The following is a 15006-nucleotide window of genomic DNA, read 5'->3' on the forward strand; positions in this document are numbered from 1 at the left end:
TCCTGACAATAGCTGGCAATCATAAGCGAAGCCGGCGGACAGCCCAATTGTGCACTGAAGGTCGACGCGGCAACGCCTTTGGCGTACCATCGCCCGTCTAGCTTTACCACTAGAAGCTTTTGGGGCCGATTAGGATTCGACGCCGGTAACAAAACTCTAGGGGCATGCCGAGCTGGTAGCAGACCTCGTAAATCAGCTGCTGCAAACTTATAGTTGCCAACGACGACAACTACGGGGCGGCCCTCGCGGCCTAACCCTTCTGGTGGCTTCGGCCGCCAGCAGTCATAAGGGGATGCCTGTAAACCCGAAATGACTGTCAGATAGAACAGGATCGCCGCCAAGTTCGCTGTAGACGTAACGGCTAAAACTTATACAGCTCGCTCTGAGCACCCTGCCAGTCGGGCCGCAAAGAGCTAACTCAGTAGACTTGGCTAAGCATGTAGTCCCGAAAGCGGCGCACTGGCGGACGGGGGTTCAAATCCCCCCGGCTCCACCAAACGCAAAGCCCCTGAAGATCGCGAGATCTCCAGGGGCTTTTCTTTGGGCGCGGATCAACCCAACTCCTCCGTAGCCCGAGTGCCGATCCGGGAAGCCTTCGGCACTATTCCGACCTGCATGCCGAATGGATTGAACACACTGTTGAGCGTCTGCAACGTGGGATTACTTTCGTCGTGCTCCAGTTGCCGCAGGGCTCGCAACGACAACTTGCACATCTGCGCAAATCTAGCCTGCTGCAACCCGGTCACCTCCTTTCGCAGGCGCCGGACAGCTTTCCCAATGGTGATCTCACCGGAAGCCAGTTGCTGCTGCAGCTCATTCAAGATGCGATTGCGTTCGAGGATATCCATTAGACAAGCCCCCATTTAGCCAGCCGCTGCTGGAGGTTCTTCAGCGCTATCCGAGGGTGATTCATGGTCTTCGCAGGAAGCCCTTCAGCATTCAGCAGATCAGGCAGCGCCAGAAACTCCTGCGCCGCAACTCTCAGCCTCTGGAACAGCTCATCCGGATCAAGCCACTCCGACGCCTCGGCACAAGCCGCTCTCCAGTCGACCTCCCCAGCCAGCTCGACGCTTTTCGGCCATTTCGTCGTACGGGTTATGCCTTCCTCATCCATGACCATGGGCGCCAGGTCATAGATGGGGGCCAATTGGACGCCCTGAGCGGTTCTGAGAATGGAAGTGTTGCGCCCATGGTTGTCCGAATTGCCCAGAATCTGGTTCAACAGGTCACGTCGAAGGTATTCAAATACCAATTCTCCAACGTGCTGCTCCTGACCCACGCCCCGCCATAGCTCAACCAGATTCCGCAGTACCTCGGAGTGCCGCATGTAGCTCCCCGCCTCGGTCACTCCAGATAACGAATACATCGACTCCACCGCAATTCGGCCAACACCCTCAGCATTGACCTCCCGGTCGAAACGGTGCATCCAGAGGCTGGGCTTGTCGCCCTCCTCCAACGCCAGCCCCTCCACGGCAATCGTATTCATACCCAGTTGCTGGATAGCCCGATAAAAGCAGTATTCGCTACGCAGGATGTCCTGATCGGTCTGGCCGGCGTTGTTACGTGCGAACTTCACAAACCAGTGCTGAATAGCCTCTGCATCCGGCAACACCGCATCCGGGTGCAAGGCGCCATGCCTATCCTCCGTCAGCAGCAGCTTGGGGGCTTCACCACCCGCCCCCGTCGCACCACCAATGGCAGCGCCTTGCTCGTATGCGTATTCAAGGAATTTCGCATCCCGAGTGACGACCTCGTCTCGCGCAAAGCCCAAAACCGGGCTGCCGGCGATAGCCTCGACAGACTCCTTGATACGCAGGTTGCCAATAGGTGCGGGCACACAGCGCCCCAATAGATACAGGTCCAGGCTCAAGCCTTCTGGCCGCTTATTTCCCAAACGCTTGAGCAGAAAGCGTCTCGCAGCACCGGATGGCAGGATGTCGAAGAGAAAAGCAGGGGCCTTCCTGCCTCTCCAAGAGTCCCAACCAACGGGGCACGTCGCGCTGACGGATGTGTTCAGTCGGCTGCCGACGGCCTCTAACGAGTCGACCAGATAATCCTGCCGATATCCGTAGGCACAACTGCCCTCCAGCCCCTCGTCCGGTTGCTCGAAGCAGAGCTCCATGGCATCACGCCATTGGCCGTCTGTATGAATCTGGAGTGTGAGGTTGTGCATATCCATCACCGGCATTTTGATGCCGAAAACTTTAGGTGTTATGCCAATAAAAGGCAATTTAATGCCTAAAAACATCTTTAAAGCCATAAATCGGCATTAAAATACCCAAATCATGAAAACGTAGCGCGCGTTGTACCCCACCCCTTACCCCGCGAAACTGCAATGAATAATCCCTAGATATCAACTGGTTATTGGCCGGCCTCAAACGACCTCGACCCACCAAGCGCAAAGCCCCTGAAGATCGCGAGATCTCCAGGGGCTTTTCTTTGGGAGTCGACAAGCCCACCTATCGCGACAGCAAGAAGTCGCGAATACGGGGAAAAACCCAGCTCCTCCACAATCAGCATCCCGCTTGGCGCTCTCACCGCCAGCTTCACCGAATCGCCCCGAACCTCCAGCACCTCGACCTCAATCCCCTGGGTCAGCAACAGTCGCATCACCTGCGTCCCCAGCTGCCCGTCGAGTAGGTTGATCGACACCACATCGCCCGACCGGCAGACACCTTCATGTAATTGCACGTGATGTACCTCCGATTTTTCCTGAGGTGGAGGACAGCACAGAGGAAGTGCCAGGGCGAGAGCGGGTAGATGGCTTCGGAGAATTCTCTGTCACCAAGGACGGCATCTCTATACCCGGGTGCATAGGCGCATGCACATGGCGAAGCTCGTGCAATGGCATTTCAGCGAGCATTTCTCGGGCCCTGAGTTCAATACGCTCATTGGCCTCGGGCCCCAGCTTCGAGCGTAACGCTTGGAATTTTCTAGCCATCGATCAGCCCTCCTCCGTATGGGCGATCAGCGAAGGGGTAATCCATCGACCCCGACCGCCCGTCATTCCTCCTGCTCCCTCTGCATCTCCAGCAACCGCGAAAAATCTTCAAGATTGCTACGCGACAGCTGCACCACCGCATCCATCAGTGCCCCCTCCCGGTACTCGCCGAACCAGGGCCCGGGGAAGCCTTCCCGAAACGCGGCGTTATCCAGAATGATCTCGGCGATCACCTGAACCGTGTGCAACCGCGACTCTAGTCGCTCACGCAGTTCGCGAAGGCGACGTTGCTGATGGGTCAGTGAGAGCGAATCGGGATCGTTCACTGCGAAACCTCCTTGGTTTGGCCATATATCTGCAGCAGCGCCTCCAGCACAGAAATAACCCATTTTGGGATAAACCTGAAATAGGTTTATTCAAACCACCGGCCCTCGTTCCGGTGACCCCATGAAAACCATCAACTCCCCGCCCTACCAACGTCTGCTCGAGTTGCTCATAGCAGCGCGCAATGAGTCGGGTATGACTCAGCAGCAACTGTCAGAGAAGCTGCTGCGTCCTCAGTCGTACGTATCCAAATACGAGCGCGGCGAAAGGCGGCTCGATGTGGTCGAGTTCCTGCTGGTCGTACAGAGCCTCGGTGCGGAGCCCTTTGCGCTTTTGCGAGAGATTCAGCCGCTGCTCGATCAATTCGACAGGCGTCAGGAAAACGATATCGACTGACCCCAAAAGCAAAAAAACGGGAGCCCCAAAAGGCTCCCGCTCTTCATTTCAGTCCTGCTTCACCCCATCACTTATTCCCAGTCAACGCCGCATAGCTGGTCATCAGGTTGCGGTAGTCCGGGATGTGGTTGGAGCACAGGGCGGCCAGGCCTTCCACATCGTTGCGCCAGTCGCGGTGCAGTTCGCAGGCCACGCCGAACCAGTTCATCAGCTGCGCACCGGCCTGGCTCATGCGGTTCCACGCCGCGTTGCGGGTCATCTCGTTGAAGGTGCCGGAGGCGTCGGTCACCACGAACACYTCGAAGCCTTCCTCCAGGGCGGAGAGGGCCGGGAAGGCCACGCAGACCTCGGTCACCACGCCGGCGATGATCAGCTGCTTCTTGCCGGTGGCCTTGATCGCCTTGACGAAGTCTTCGTTGTCCCAGGCGTTGATCTGGCCGGGGCGGGCGATGTAGGGCGCGTCCGGGAACAGCTCTTTCAGCTCGGGAACCAGCGGGCCGTTGGGGCCGGTTTCGAAGCTGGTGGTGAGGATGGTCGGCAGCTTGAAGAACTTGGCGAGGTCGGCCAGGGCCAGGACGTTGTTCTTGAACTTGTCCGGCTCGATATCGCGAACCAGGGAGAGCAGGCCGGCCTGGTGGTCCACCAGCAGGACGGCGGCGTTGTCTTTGTCGAGACGGTTGTAGGTGAAGTTGGTCATGGTGCGTTCCTCGCTTTTCGATGTTTGGGTGCCGGTTCGGCGTTGGTTTCTTTCGCTTCGTTGCAGTGGCTGACTGCATGGAGGAAAGATTAAATTCGGCACCCCTTCACCGCCAGACTCCAAAAATCAGCTCTAGCGTTCTATTTCAGGAACGACAACGACACAGGCATAAGGGAGAACGGGCCGGCAGTGGCTGCTGGCCCGGAAGGGCTCTAAGCCCACATCAGAGGGTGAACACCAACCGCGATGCCGTGGCCCGGTTCCAGGCGGATTCCACCTCGGCCAGCGGCACGGCCTCGGCGTCTATGGTCAGGCCCGCAGCAGGTACAGCGGCCAGCAGTTGGCCGACCACCCGCACCAGCCCGGCGTTGGAGAGGCTGCCCAGGCCGCTGCCCATCAGTTCCAGGCCGGAGCTGCGCAGCACGGCGCCGGGGAAGTCGATGCTGTTGCCGGAGATCGAGCCGATCTGCACGAAGCGCACGCGCGGCTCGGCCTCGCGGCTGCCGTGGCCGGACGCAGCGGCGAGGAAGGTGGCGGCCGAGGCGCCCCAGAGGTAGTCGAGCACCACGTTGGCGCCATCGCCCTGGATGACCTCGCGGAAGCGCGCCTTCAGCTCGTCCGCCGGCAGGTCCAGCGGGATGGCCGCATCGGTGCCGAGGCCGCCCAGGGTGCGCAGGCTGTCGGCGTTGCGCCCGGTAACGGTGATGCGACCAGCACCGAGGTGACGGGCCACCTGGATCGCCAGGCGCCCGGAGGCACCTGTGGCGCCGTTGATCAGCACGCTCTCGCCGGGCTGGAAATGCGCCCGGTCGATCAGCGCCGCCCAGGACGACATGCCGGGGTTGGCGATGGCGGCGGCAGTGACGTCATCCACCCCATCGGGCACCTCAACCAGGTTCGCTGCAGGCACCACGCTGTACTGGCCCATGGCGCCGTAAAGCGGGCGCGGGAAGGCGAAGTACACCCGCCGCCCATCCTCCAGCTCCCCGACCCCGTCCACGCCCGGCACCAGCGGCAGCACCTTGCCGCTGCTGTAGTGCCGGCCGGAAGCCTGCGCCTTCACCAGTTGGCTCAACGCTGCTGCACGGACCCGCACCCGAACTTCCCCCTCGCCCGCCTCGGGGGTGGCGAAATCGGCGTAGCGCGGTGCTTGGTTGAAGTCATGGACGACGGCGGCCTTCATGGCGGGCTCCGGAGCGGGTTGGAAAACCGGAATGCTACCCCTCACCCGCCATCGGTGGCACGCAGGTCGTACGCCGAATATAAGCAGCGGTGCCCCTGAGAAAGGCCTCGTGTGCAACCTACCGGGCCAAGAACTTTCAACAGGTTTGGCGCAAATTCCTCCTACGCCAAAACAGCAGTCCAGGCAGATCCGCCCCGCTTGGCTACCCCTATCCTCTCCCTGCTTTTCTCCCCGGGGTCAGCCTGCACGTATAGAGCGCGAGCCCGCCCCGCCACCAGGCGACAGGAGCCCCCCTATGCCGTACATGACCATCAGAACCGGTCGAACGAATCGCTACGCCCGGTTCTACCCCTCGCGATTCCAGTTGGACCTGTACGGGAATGGCGCGGAGGAGCGCATCGACCTCGGGGTTTCCGGCAGCCGCGTGCTCGAACTGCTGCTCAACGCGCCCGGCAAGGTGGTGCCGCGCGAAGCGCTGCTCAACCATGCCTGGTCAGATCGCATCGCCAGCCAGGGCAGCCTAACCCAGCAGATCGACACACTGCGCCAGGTGCTCGCGGACGAGACGCAGCACGAAATCATTCAGACGCTGCCACGGCGTGGTTACAGGTTCAATCCACTATTCCTGATCAGCACCGCGAGCGGCATTGCGACCAGTGACACGCAGGAAGAACGACTCCTGCCGATAGCTGCCACGCCACCCTATGCCACCGGGGGCAAGCCGACGCCAGACTGGACCCGACCCTGGCTGATAGCCCTGTGCTCCCCCATCGCCATAGGGCTCTGTATCACCGGGCTGTTGTGCTTCCAGCTCTCCGAGCAGCGGCTTCATACCCAGGACATGCAACTGGGAACGCTGACCATCACCTACCTCGATGAGCGCGAAGAGGCGCTCCGCGAACTGGTCCGCGACACGGCCGTGCTCAACCCGCGCCTGCAATCGTTGGTCAGCGCTTCCTCTCACTTGCTGGTGTTTCGCAGCGCCGACTTCTACGAGATCGTCTGTCTGCACGATGGGCGCAGCGCCAGTTAGGTTGATGGTGCAACGCAACATCGTGGACTCGGTCCCCGAGGCCCAATTGGCGAGGTGCCTGCAATGACGCTTCAGCGTCTTCGCCAGCGGCCCCGCCGCCATTTGCTGGTGCTGCTCTCGGTGCTGGCCTCGGGCCTGGCGCCAGCTTCGCTGTGGTATGGCACGCACTCGACCCAGATGATCGACGGCCAGTACGCCGCCAACGGCCAGGTGGTGCTCGAAAGTGGCCAGGTGCTGGACATCGTCCACTGGACCCTCTTCCGCGACGGCCGCTTTTATACGATGACCCGCTACGGACGCAGCCTGCTGGAAACATCCGGGCGGGTGGAGCGCGACCTCATCGGCCACCTCAGCCTGCTGGTCGAGAGTGGCGGCCCGACCGATGCCCTGCAGACCAGCGGCAACGATGACGAGGTGATGCTCAACCTGCTCTACAGCAACCAACGCGGCTCACGAATCCGCATGGAGCCCCTGGGTGATTGCTTCTGGGCCGTGGAAACACGGCACATCTTCTGCCCGCAGAAGAGCCGGGGGCCCTTCAGGCGCGCCAACGAAGCCCTATGAACCAGGGCTGCCCGGCCCGCTCACCCGCACAACAACACTGAAAGCATGGCCGGTAGTGCCTCTATCCGAAGCAAAGAAAAATGCATTCAGAAGATTCAGAACCACACCGCGGGATGGAGCAGAGCGCAGCGAAAGCCATCACCTACTCGACTCGACCCGAACGTTTTCGCAGTGTCTGCGAGGGTTTAGGCCGGGCGTTCGCTGCGCGGGGTGATGGCCCGCAGGATGCCGTTGAGCAGCACGCCGTAGAGCGGCACGAACAGCACCAGGCTGACGCTGAGCTTGACGCCGTAGTCCACCGTGGCGATCTCCACCCAGTGTTCGGCCATGAAGGGGTTGTCGCTGTGCCAGAAGGCCACCGAGAAGAAGGTGAAGGTGTCCAGCAGGTTGCCGGCGATGGTGGAGACCACCGGGGCGATCCACCACTGGCGCATCTTGCGCAGGCGGTCGAAGACCTGGATGTCGAGGATCTGCCCCAGCACGTAGGCGAGGAAGCTGGCCAGGGAGATGCGGGCGACGAACAGGTTGAACTCGCCCAGGGCGGCGAAACCCTGGAAGGCCGCGTCCTGGAACAGCACGGAGACCACATAGGAGGCCGCCAGCGCCGGCAGCATCACGCGGGCGATCACCTGGCGCGCGGCCTGTTTGCCGAGCAGGCGCACGGTCAGGTCGGTGGCGAGGAAGATGAACGGGAAGCTGAACGCGCCCCAGGTGGTCTGCCAACCGAACAGGGTCATGGGCAGCTGCACCAGGTAGTTGCTGGCGATGATGATCAGGATATGGAAGGCGATGAGGCCAGTCAGCGCGGGGCGCCAGACCGTGGGAAGAGCTGCGGGCATGGTGATTCACATCCTTTTTGCCGATGGGGTTAGGGAACCCATGTCGCAGCCCCATGGCCACGACGGCGCGCATTCTAACTTGACCCGCGCGTCAAAAAAAGACGTCGAGCCAGTGCTTTCGTCGGCGGCCGGGCCTCAGCCGTGCGCTAGCGCCTCGGCGTACACCGCCAGGCGACCGCGCCCACCGTTCTTGGCCTGGTAGCAAGCGATATCGGCCTGGCGCAGCAGCTCGGCCGGCTCGCTGTTGCCGGCCCGCAGGGTGGCCAGGCCAACGCTGGCGCCGACCTGGAAGACCTGCCCCTCCCACTCGAAGCGCAGCGCCTGGATGTGCTCGATCAGCCGCGCGGCGAGCATCTCCGCCTGGACCAGGGGGCAGCTGCGCAGGATCATCGAGAACTCGTCGCCGCCCAGGCGCGCCAGCAGGTCGCCGCTGCGCACCAGGTCCTGCATCAATCGCGAGATGCGCCGCAGCAGTTCGTCTCCGGCGGCGTGACCAGCGTTGTCGTTGACCTGCTTGAAGTGGTCCAGGTCGATGAAGAACAGCACGCTGTGCCCGGCGTTCTGCTCCACCTCGCGGCAGCTCTCCGCCAGGGCGTCCTCGAAGGCCGGGCGGTTGAGCAGCCCGGTCAAGGCATCGTGGGTGGCGGCGTAGCGCAGGTGCTTCTGCATGGCCCGCGCCTCGCTGACATCGGTGAACACCAGCACGCTGCCGAGCAGCTCGCCTTCGGCACTGCGCACCGGGGCCGCCTGGCCACGCAGGGCGATGAGGCCACCGGCGCCATGGCGCAGGGACGAGTGCCCGGGAATGCTTTCCACCGTGCCCAGTTCCAGGCAGGGCCGCACCGGGCTGGCCACCGGCCGCCCCTCTTCGCTTTCCAGGGGCAGCACGCGCTCGATGGCCTGGCCACGGGCCGCGGCGGTGCTCCAGCCGCTGAGGCGTTCGGCCACCGGGTTGAGAAAGCGCACACGGCCGTCCAGGTCGGTGGTGATCACCCCGTCGCCGATGGAGTTGAGCGTCACCTGCAGGCGCTCGCGCTCGTCGTTCAGGCGTTCGGTGAGTTCGCGCAACTGGGTCACGTCCCAGTTGGTGCCGATCATCCGGGTGGGCTTGCCCTCGGCGTCCAGGGCCAGGCTGCCGTGGCCACGCAAGGCGCGGACATCGCCATTGGGCAGGGTGACGCGGAACTCCACGTCCAGCTGCGCCAGGCCTTCGCGCACACGCTGTAGCTCACGTTGCATGGCGTCGATATCGCCGGGGTGGACGAAGCGCGCCCACTCCTCGTAACTCACCGGCCGCCCCAGCGGACGCATGCCGTAGAGGCGGAACAGGCTGTCGTCCCAGATCATGTCGTCGCTGATCAGGTCCCAGTCCCAGACACCCACGCCGCTGGCGCCGGTGGCCAGGGAATAGCGCTGGGCCAGCTCGGCCAGTTCGGCCTCGGCGCGCTTGCGCCGGTCGATGTCTTCGATCTGCGCGATGAAGTACAGCGGCCGCCCTTCCGCATCGCGCACCAGCGACACCGCCAGCAGTGCCCAGACTGCGGAGCCGTCGCGGCGCAGGTAGCGCTTCTCCAGCCGATAGTTGTCGCGACGGCCGGCGAGTGCGTCCTGCACCAGTTCCAGGTCGCCGGAGAGGTCATCGGCATGCGTGATGCCCTGGAAGCTCTGCGCGCTCAGCTCGTCCGGCAAGTAGCCGAGCATCTCGCACAGGGCGCGGTTGACCCGCTGCAAGCGGCCATCCAGCCCCACCAGGGCCATGCCGATGGCCGAGTGCTCCATGGCATCGCGGAAGCGCGCCTCGCTGGCCGCCAGTTCGCGCTGGCGTCGCCGGCCCTGCTCCACGGCGGCGGCCAGCAGCAACGGTGGCAGCAACGACAGCAGCAGCGGCAGGTAGAGCGTGATTTCCTGCCACAACGGCGTTACCGGCGGCAGCTCCAGCCCGCCCATGGCGACCATCAGGCCGCCGCTGAAGGAGGTCAGGGTCACCAGCAGCGCCGTGCCGGCGAAGGGCAGCCGCACCGCCGCCAGCAGCAGCGGCAACGACAGGTAGACGAAGGGCGAAGGCAGCAGGCGCAGGGCCACCAGGGTCACCAGCAGCACCAGCGGCACGTAGAAGAACAGTTCGTTAGGGCGCTTCGGCGAGCGCAGGGACTGCAGGCCGTGCTGCTGCAACTGCACCGTCAGCGGCAGGATCGACAAGGTGCCCAGCACCGCGCCCTCGTACCAGGACAGCCAAACCCGGCCAAAGCCGGCATAGCCGATGCTCTGCACGATCAGCGCACCCAGGGTGGAGCTGACCAGCGGCGGCACCATGGCCCCGAGCAGGATGAAGCGGAGGAAGGCCGACGGGCTGCGGCTCATGTTCAGCGCCACGCCGGTGCGTCGCAGCAGGGTGGCGGCGAGAATCATCTCCAGCGTGTTGGCCGGCAGGAAGCTGGCGGACATGGCCAGGGTGTCGCCCATCAGCTGCCCGGCGATCATGTTGGCCACCAGCATCGCCCCTAGCAGCGCCGGCCAGCGCCGCAGCGGCTGGGCCCAGAGGAAGGTGATGCCGAAGGCGTTAGCGTACCAGAGGGTGGCGATGGTGCCCGGCTGCCGCGCTAGCCACACGGCGCCCAGGGCCAGCAGCAGGTAGCCGAGGAACACCAGCAGCAGGGTCGCGCCGAAGCGCCCGGGAACGACCGGGGCGGTACTCAAGGCCGGGCGCATCGGAAAGCGGATGGGGCTGGACAGCTGGTGAGCACGGCTCATCTCCGGGCAGTCTGCGATTCGTCGGGGACGCTCCATCACAATAGCGAATGGCGCGCCCCGCACAACAGCGGGCTGTGACGCTCAGCGCGGCGTCTGGGCCACCCCCTGCCAGGGTGCGCCGAGGAGCAGCTCGCCGCAGCGCTGGCGGAGGAACTCGCGCAGCAGGTTCACCGGCTTGCTCAACTGGGCGCGGTGCGGGCAGATCAGGTTCAGCGGCGTGGGCTCGCCGAGGTAATCCTCCAGGGCCAGCTGCAGGCGCCCGGCACGCACGTCGGCGGCCACGTCCAGCCAGGATTTGTACACCAGCCCCTGCCCCGCCACCGCCCAGCGCCGCACCACGTCGGCGTCATCGCAGACCCGGTCGCCGGCCACCGTAACCACTTGGCTGCGGCGCCCTTCGTGGAAGGTCCACTGGTCATGCACGCGGCCACCGAGCAGGTACAGCAGGCAGTTGTGCCGGTGCAGTTCCTCCGGCGTGCGCGGCCGGCCATGGCGGGCGAAGTAATCCGGCGCACCACAGAGCACGCGGCGATTGCCCGGTGCCAGGGGCAGCGCCACCAGGCTGGAATCCTCCGGCTCGCCGGAGCGGATGGCGATGTCCACCGGCTGGCGGAACAGGTCGGCCACCTGGTCGCTGAGGAACAGGCGCACGCTGAGGCGCGGGTGCTCGGCCTGGAATTCGTCCAGCCAGGGCAGCAGCACGTTGCGGCCGAAATCCGAGGGCGCCGAGAGCTGCAGCAGCCCGCCGATGTCGCTCTTGCCGCCGGCCAGCTGCTGGCGGCCCTCGTCCAGGCTCTGCAATGCGGCGCGGGCGTGCACCAGGTACTGCTCGCCCTCGGCGGTCAGGCGCAGGCTGCGGGTGGAGCGGGCGAACAGGCGGGCGTCGAGGCGCTGCTCCAGGCGCTTGAGGGCGGCACTGGCCACGGCCGGGGAGATCTCCAGCTCGCGGGCGGCGGCGGAAAGGCTGCCACGGTCGGCGGTACGGACGAAGACGGTGAGGTCGTCGAGGCGCAGCATTTTCAAAAATCCTTTGAAAGACTGTCGTCTTCTAGCTGATTTTTCTTCGCCGCGAAATGGCTCAACCTATGCGCCATCGACCCCGGAGAAGCCGCCATGACCCCCTCGCTCCACCTGATCGCCCATATCGATGCCCTCCCCGGCCAGGCCGAGGCGGTGGAAGCCGCCCTGCGCGAGCTGGTGGCCGCCAGCCGCAGCGAACCCGGCTGCCTGCAGTACGACCTGCACCGCGACCGCGCCGACGCGCTGCGCTTCGTCATGCTGGAAACCTGGCGCGACGACGCCGCCCTGGAGGCCCATAAGGCCACCGCCCATTACCGCCATTTCGGCGATGCCCATGGCAGCCGCCTCAAGGGCGTCACCCTCACCCTTCTCGATCGCCTCGCCTGAACCCAGGAGCCCACGATGAAAGCCGTTGCCTATTACCAGTCCCTGCCCATCGACCACGTCGATGCGCTGCAGGACGTCGAACTGCCCGCCCCCACCCCGGGCGCCCGTGACCTGCTGGTGGAGGTCCGCGCCATTTCGGTGAACCCGGTGGACACCAAGATCCGCCGCAACGTGCAGCCGGAGAACGGCCAGGCCAAGGTGCTGGGCTGGGACGTGGCCGGCGTGGTCAAGGCCGTGGGCAGCGACGTGACCCTGTTCCAGGCGGGCGACGAGGTGTTCTACGCCGGCGCCCTGACCCGCCCGGGCGGCAACGCCGAGCTGCACCTCGTTGACGAGCGCATCGTCGGCAAGCGCCCCCGGAGCCTGGACTTCGCCAAGTCCGCCGCCCTGCCGCTGACCGCCATCACCGCCTGGGAGCTGCTGTTCGACCGCCTGGGCATCGCCGAAGGCAAGGCCGACCAGGGCCAGAGCCTGCTCATCGTCGGCGCCGCCGGCGGTGTCGGCTCCATCCTCGTGCAGCTGGCCCGCCAGCTCACCGGCCTGACCGTGATCGGCACCGCCTCGCGGCCGGAAACCCAGGCCTGGGTCCGCGAGCTGGGCGCCCACCACGTGATCGACCACAGCCAGCCCCTGGCCGCCGAACTCAAGCGCATCGGCCTCGACAGCGTCACCCACGTCGCCAGCCTGACCCAGACCGACCAGCACCTGGAACAGCTGGTGGAAGCCCTGGCGCCCCAGGGCAAGCTGGCGCTGATCGACGACCCGGCCGGCCTCGACGTGCTCAAGCTCAAGCGCAAGAGCATCTCGCTGCACTGGGAGTTCATGTACACCCGCTCGATGTTCGAGACCGCCGACATGATCGAACAGCACAGGCTGCTCAACCGCGTCAGCGAGCTGATCGACGCCGGCGTGCTGAAGACCACCTTCGGCGAACACTTCGGCCGCATCGACGCCGCCAACCTCAAGCGCGCCCACGCGCTGCTGGAAAGCGGCAAGGCCAAGGGCAAGATCGTGCTCGAGGGGTTCTGAGAGCGTCGCCTGCCGATGGGGTGTCCACCTGGGCGCCCCATCGCGAATGAATTCGCTCCCACCGGCGGCGCTGCGCGCCGCTTGGCGACTGAAGTCGCCCCTACAGAAGCGCCGAGCCACCCTTCAAACGCCAGTGTCCGCCCGTAGGGTGTGCCGCGCGCACCGAGCAAGCCGATGCGCACCTCGCCATGACCATCGAGCAATGAAGGCGGGGCAGCAAACGCCACCTGCAGAACGACGATGACGAGCGACAAGCCTGGCGACAGCTGAGCCACAGGAAGCGGCCCAGCGCCCTCCGCCGAACGGTCGTCCACCACCAGTCGGCAATTTGATCCGGGTCATTTTCTGTCATCTACCCGGGTCTACACTGGGGGCTCACTTTCTCAGGGAGAGGGCACCATGAACGTCATAGTCCGACCACTCCGTACCACCCAGGGCAACAGTTGGCAGGTCTGCATGGACCAGCACGCGGTGAGCTTCCGCAGCGAGGCCGAGGCGCAACGCTTCGTTGCCACGCTGGAGGCGCGGCTCAAGGCGCCGCACGTGCTGCCCGAGCTGAAACAGCGGGCTGCGGGCTAGCCGAGCACCGACGGCTGGCCCCGGGTCAGCCGCCAGGTGACCAGCGACGCACACACGGCACCGACGCCGCACAGGCAGATCACCATCGCCATCGGCATCGCCGATCCATCGTGCAACACCCCCACCAGCGCGGCGGCACCCGCCGCCACGCTGAATTGCAGGCTGCCCATCAGCGCCGAGGCGCTGCCGGCATGGCGGCCCTGGCCGGCCATGGCGCTGGCCGAAGCGTTGGGGATGATGATGCCGAGGCTGGCGATGCAGCCGAACAGCGGCACCAGCAATGGCCACAGCGCCTCGGTATGCGCGTGGGCCACCGCCAGCAGCGCCAGCGCGCACGCCAGGTACAACCACACCACCCGCCGCATCCAGTAGGCCGGCCCGCCGAAGCGCATCAACCAGGCGTTGACCTGGGCCACCAGGATGAAGCCCAGGGCGTTGCCGCCGAACAGCCAGCCGTAGTGCTCCGCCGGCACGCCGTAGAGCTCGATGAAGACGAAGGGCGAGCCGGCGATGTAAGCGAACATGCCGGCCATGGACAGCCCGCCGGTCATGGCGTAGCCGATGAACACCCCATCCCCCAGCAGGCGCTTGTACTGGCCCAGGGCGCCGCGCAACGGCGGGCGCTCGTCGCCGCTGGTGAGGGTTTCCGGCAGCCAGAGGTAGACGCCGGTCAGCACCAGGGCGCTGAACAGAGTCAGCCCGAAGAAGATCGACGGCCAGCCGAACAGGTCCAGCAGCAGGCCGCCGCCCAGGGGCGCGAGGATCGGCGCCAGGCCCATCACCAGCATCAGTTGCGAGAACACCTTGGCCGAGGTGATGGGGTCGCAGAGGTCGCGCACCACCGCCCGTGACACCACCATCCCCGCGCAACCGCCCAGGGCCTGGACGAAACGCGCGCCGATCAGCCATTCCAGGCTCGGCGCCAGGGCGCAGGCCACCGAGGCCAGGGTGAACAGGCTCACCCCCACCAGCAGCGGGATGCGCCGGCCGAAGCGGTCGGCGATGGGGCCGTAGAGCAGCTGCCCAATGGCCAGGCCGATGAAATAGGACGCCAGGCTCAGCTGCACGTGCTCGACGTCAGTGGAGAAGGCCTGGGCCAGTGCCGGGAAGCTCGGCAGGTAGAAGTCGATGGCCATGGGGCCGAAGGCACTGAGCGACCCGAGGATCAGCAGGATGCGGAAATTCATGGTTCACCTGAAAACAGGGCGCCGCCCCGAGGGCGGCGCCGTGGACTGCAAAAGACCGTGGAGCGATCGCGCGGTT

The 15006-nt window shown here is 64.9% G+C and carries 16 protein-coding genes and 1 other RNA gene; 7 read left to right on the top strand and 10 right to left on the bottom strand.

Annotation, left to right across the window (positions count from 1 at the left end; genetic code table 11):
• Positions 1-121 precede the first annotated feature (121 nt).
• Positions 122-496: a transfer-messenger RNA gene (gene ssrA, locus RTW82_RS06060) on the top strand.
• Between the two features lie 55 nt (positions 497-551).
• Here the strand turns inward: ssrA and RTW82_RS06065 are convergent.
• The 4 genes from RTW82_RS06065 to RTW82_RS06080 all read right to left on the bottom strand — a co-directional run bounded on the left by RTW82_RS06065 (position 552) and on the right by RTW82_RS06080 (position 3267).
• Positions 552-848 (bottom strand): helix-turn-helix transcriptional regulator, encoded by a 297-nt coding sequence (locus RTW82_RS06065; RefSeq protein ID WP_316924542.1) that lies wholly within the window; start codon positions 846-848, stop codon positions 552-554.
• Complete coding sequence (locus tag RTW82_RS06070) at positions 848-2173, bottom strand: type II toxin-antitoxin system HipA family toxin (RefSeq protein ID WP_316924637.1); 1326 nt, start codon at positions 2171-2173, stop codon at positions 848-850. Before RTW82_RS06070 ends, RTW82_RS06065 begins: the two co-directional genes overlap by 1 nt.
• A gap of 188 nt (positions 2174-2361) precedes the next feature.
• Positions 2362-2691: a hypothetical protein gene (locus RTW82_RS06075; protein WP_316924543.1), complete on the bottom strand. Its 330-nt coding sequence runs from the start codon at positions 2689-2691 to the stop codon at positions 2362-2364.
• Between the two features lie 312 nt (positions 2692-3003).
• Complete coding sequence (locus tag RTW82_RS06080) at positions 3004-3267, bottom strand: hypothetical protein (RefSeq protein ID WP_316924544.1); 264 nt, start codon at positions 3265-3267, stop codon at positions 3004-3006.
• Positions 3268-3388: 121 nt separating this feature from the next.
• Here RTW82_RS06080 and RTW82_RS06085 point away from each other — a divergent pair, with 121 nt between their 5' ends.
• Positions 3389-3661 carry a helix-turn-helix transcriptional regulator gene (locus RTW82_RS06085; protein WP_316924545.1) on the top strand — a complete coding sequence of 91 codons (273 nt, stop codon included), beginning with the start codon at positions 3389-3391 and terminating at the stop codon, positions 3659-3661.
• Between the two features lie 67 nt (positions 3662-3728).
• Here the strand turns inward: RTW82_RS06085 and ycaC are convergent, their stop codons facing one another.
• Positions 3729-4358: an isochorismate family cysteine hydrolase YcaC gene (ycaC, locus tag RTW82_RS06090; RefSeq protein ID WP_265168064.1), complete on the bottom strand. Its 630-nt coding sequence runs from the start codon at positions 4356-4358 to the stop codon at positions 3729-3731.
• Positions 4359-4581: 223 nt separating this feature from the next.
• Positions 4582-5541, bottom strand: a complete 960-nt coding sequence (locus tag RTW82_RS06095) for a zinc-binding alcohol dehydrogenase family protein (protein ID WP_316924546.1) — start codon at positions 5539-5541, stop codon at positions 4582-4584.
• A gap of 295 nt (positions 5542-5836) precedes the next feature.
• Here RTW82_RS06095 and RTW82_RS06100 point away from each other — a divergent pair, with 295 nt between their 5' ends.
• Both RTW82_RS06100 and RTW82_RS06105 read left to right on the top strand, forming a co-directional pair.
• Positions 5837-6574, top strand: coding sequence for a transcriptional regulator (locus tag RTW82_RS06100; protein WP_316924547.1), 738 nt, complete (start codon positions 5837-5839; stop codon positions 6572-6574).
• Positions 6575-6637: 63 nt separating this feature from the next.
• Positions 6638-7138 carry a hypothetical protein gene (locus RTW82_RS06105; RefSeq protein WP_316924548.1) on the top strand — a complete coding sequence of 167 codons (501 nt, stop codon included), beginning with the start codon at positions 6638-6640 and terminating at the stop codon, positions 7136-7138.
• 185 nt (positions 7139-7323) lie between these two features.
• On the opposite strand, the gene RTW82_RS06110 is transcribed toward RTW82_RS06105, so the two are convergent.
• From RTW82_RS06110 to RTW82_RS06120, 3 genes are all read right to left on the bottom strand, one after another.
• Entirely contained in the window at positions 7324-7977 is a 654-nt protein-coding gene (locus RTW82_RS06110; protein WP_316924549.1) for a 7-cyano-7-deazaguanine/7-aminomethyl-7-deazaguanine transporter, read from the bottom strand.
• A 135-nt stretch (positions 7978-8112) separates the two neighbouring features.
• Positions 8113-10728 (bottom strand): PAS domain S-box protein, encoded by a 2616-nt coding sequence (locus tag RTW82_RS06115; RefSeq protein ID WP_316924550.1) that lies wholly within the window; start codon positions 10726-10728, stop codon positions 8113-8115.
• A gap of 81 nt (positions 10729-10809) precedes the next feature.
• Positions 10810-11745: a LysR family transcriptional regulator gene (locus tag RTW82_RS06120; protein WP_316924551.1), complete on the bottom strand. Its 936-nt coding sequence runs from the start codon at positions 11743-11745 to the stop codon at positions 10810-10812.
• 96 nt (positions 11746-11841) lie between these two features.
• Between RTW82_RS06120 and RTW82_RS06125 the strand changes: the two genes are divergently transcribed.
• From RTW82_RS06125 to RTW82_RS06135, 3 genes are all read left to right on the top strand, one after another.
• Positions 11842-12135 carry a putative quinol monooxygenase gene (locus RTW82_RS06125; RefSeq protein WP_021216798.1) on the top strand — a complete coding sequence of 98 codons (294 nt, stop codon included), beginning with the start codon at positions 11842-11844 and terminating at the stop codon, positions 12133-12135.
• Positions 12136-12150: 15 nt separating this feature from the next.
• On the top strand, positions 12151-13164 hold the full coding sequence (locus tag RTW82_RS06130; protein ID WP_316924552.1) for a zinc-binding alcohol dehydrogenase family protein: 1014 nt from the start codon (positions 12151-12153) through the stop codon (positions 13162-13164).
• 399 nt (positions 13165-13563) lie between these two features.
• On the top strand, positions 13564-13743 hold the full coding sequence (locus tag RTW82_RS06135) for a hypothetical protein (protein ID WP_021217162.1): 180 nt from the start codon (positions 13564-13566) through the stop codon (positions 13741-13743).
• Here the strand turns inward: RTW82_RS06135 and RTW82_RS06140 are convergent.
• Complete coding sequence (locus RTW82_RS06140; protein ID WP_316924553.1) at positions 13740-14930, bottom strand: multidrug effflux MFS transporter; 1191 nt, start codon at positions 14928-14930, stop codon at positions 13740-13742. The genes RTW82_RS06135 and RTW82_RS06140 overlap by 4 nt on opposite strands.
• Positions 14931-15006 lie beyond the last annotated feature (76 nt).

It is taken from the genome of Pseudomonas sp. zfem005 (genome assembly GCF_032621735.1).
GTDB lineage: Bacteria > Pseudomonadota > Gammaproteobacteria > Pseudomonadales > Pseudomonadaceae > Metapseudomonas > Metapseudomonas solani.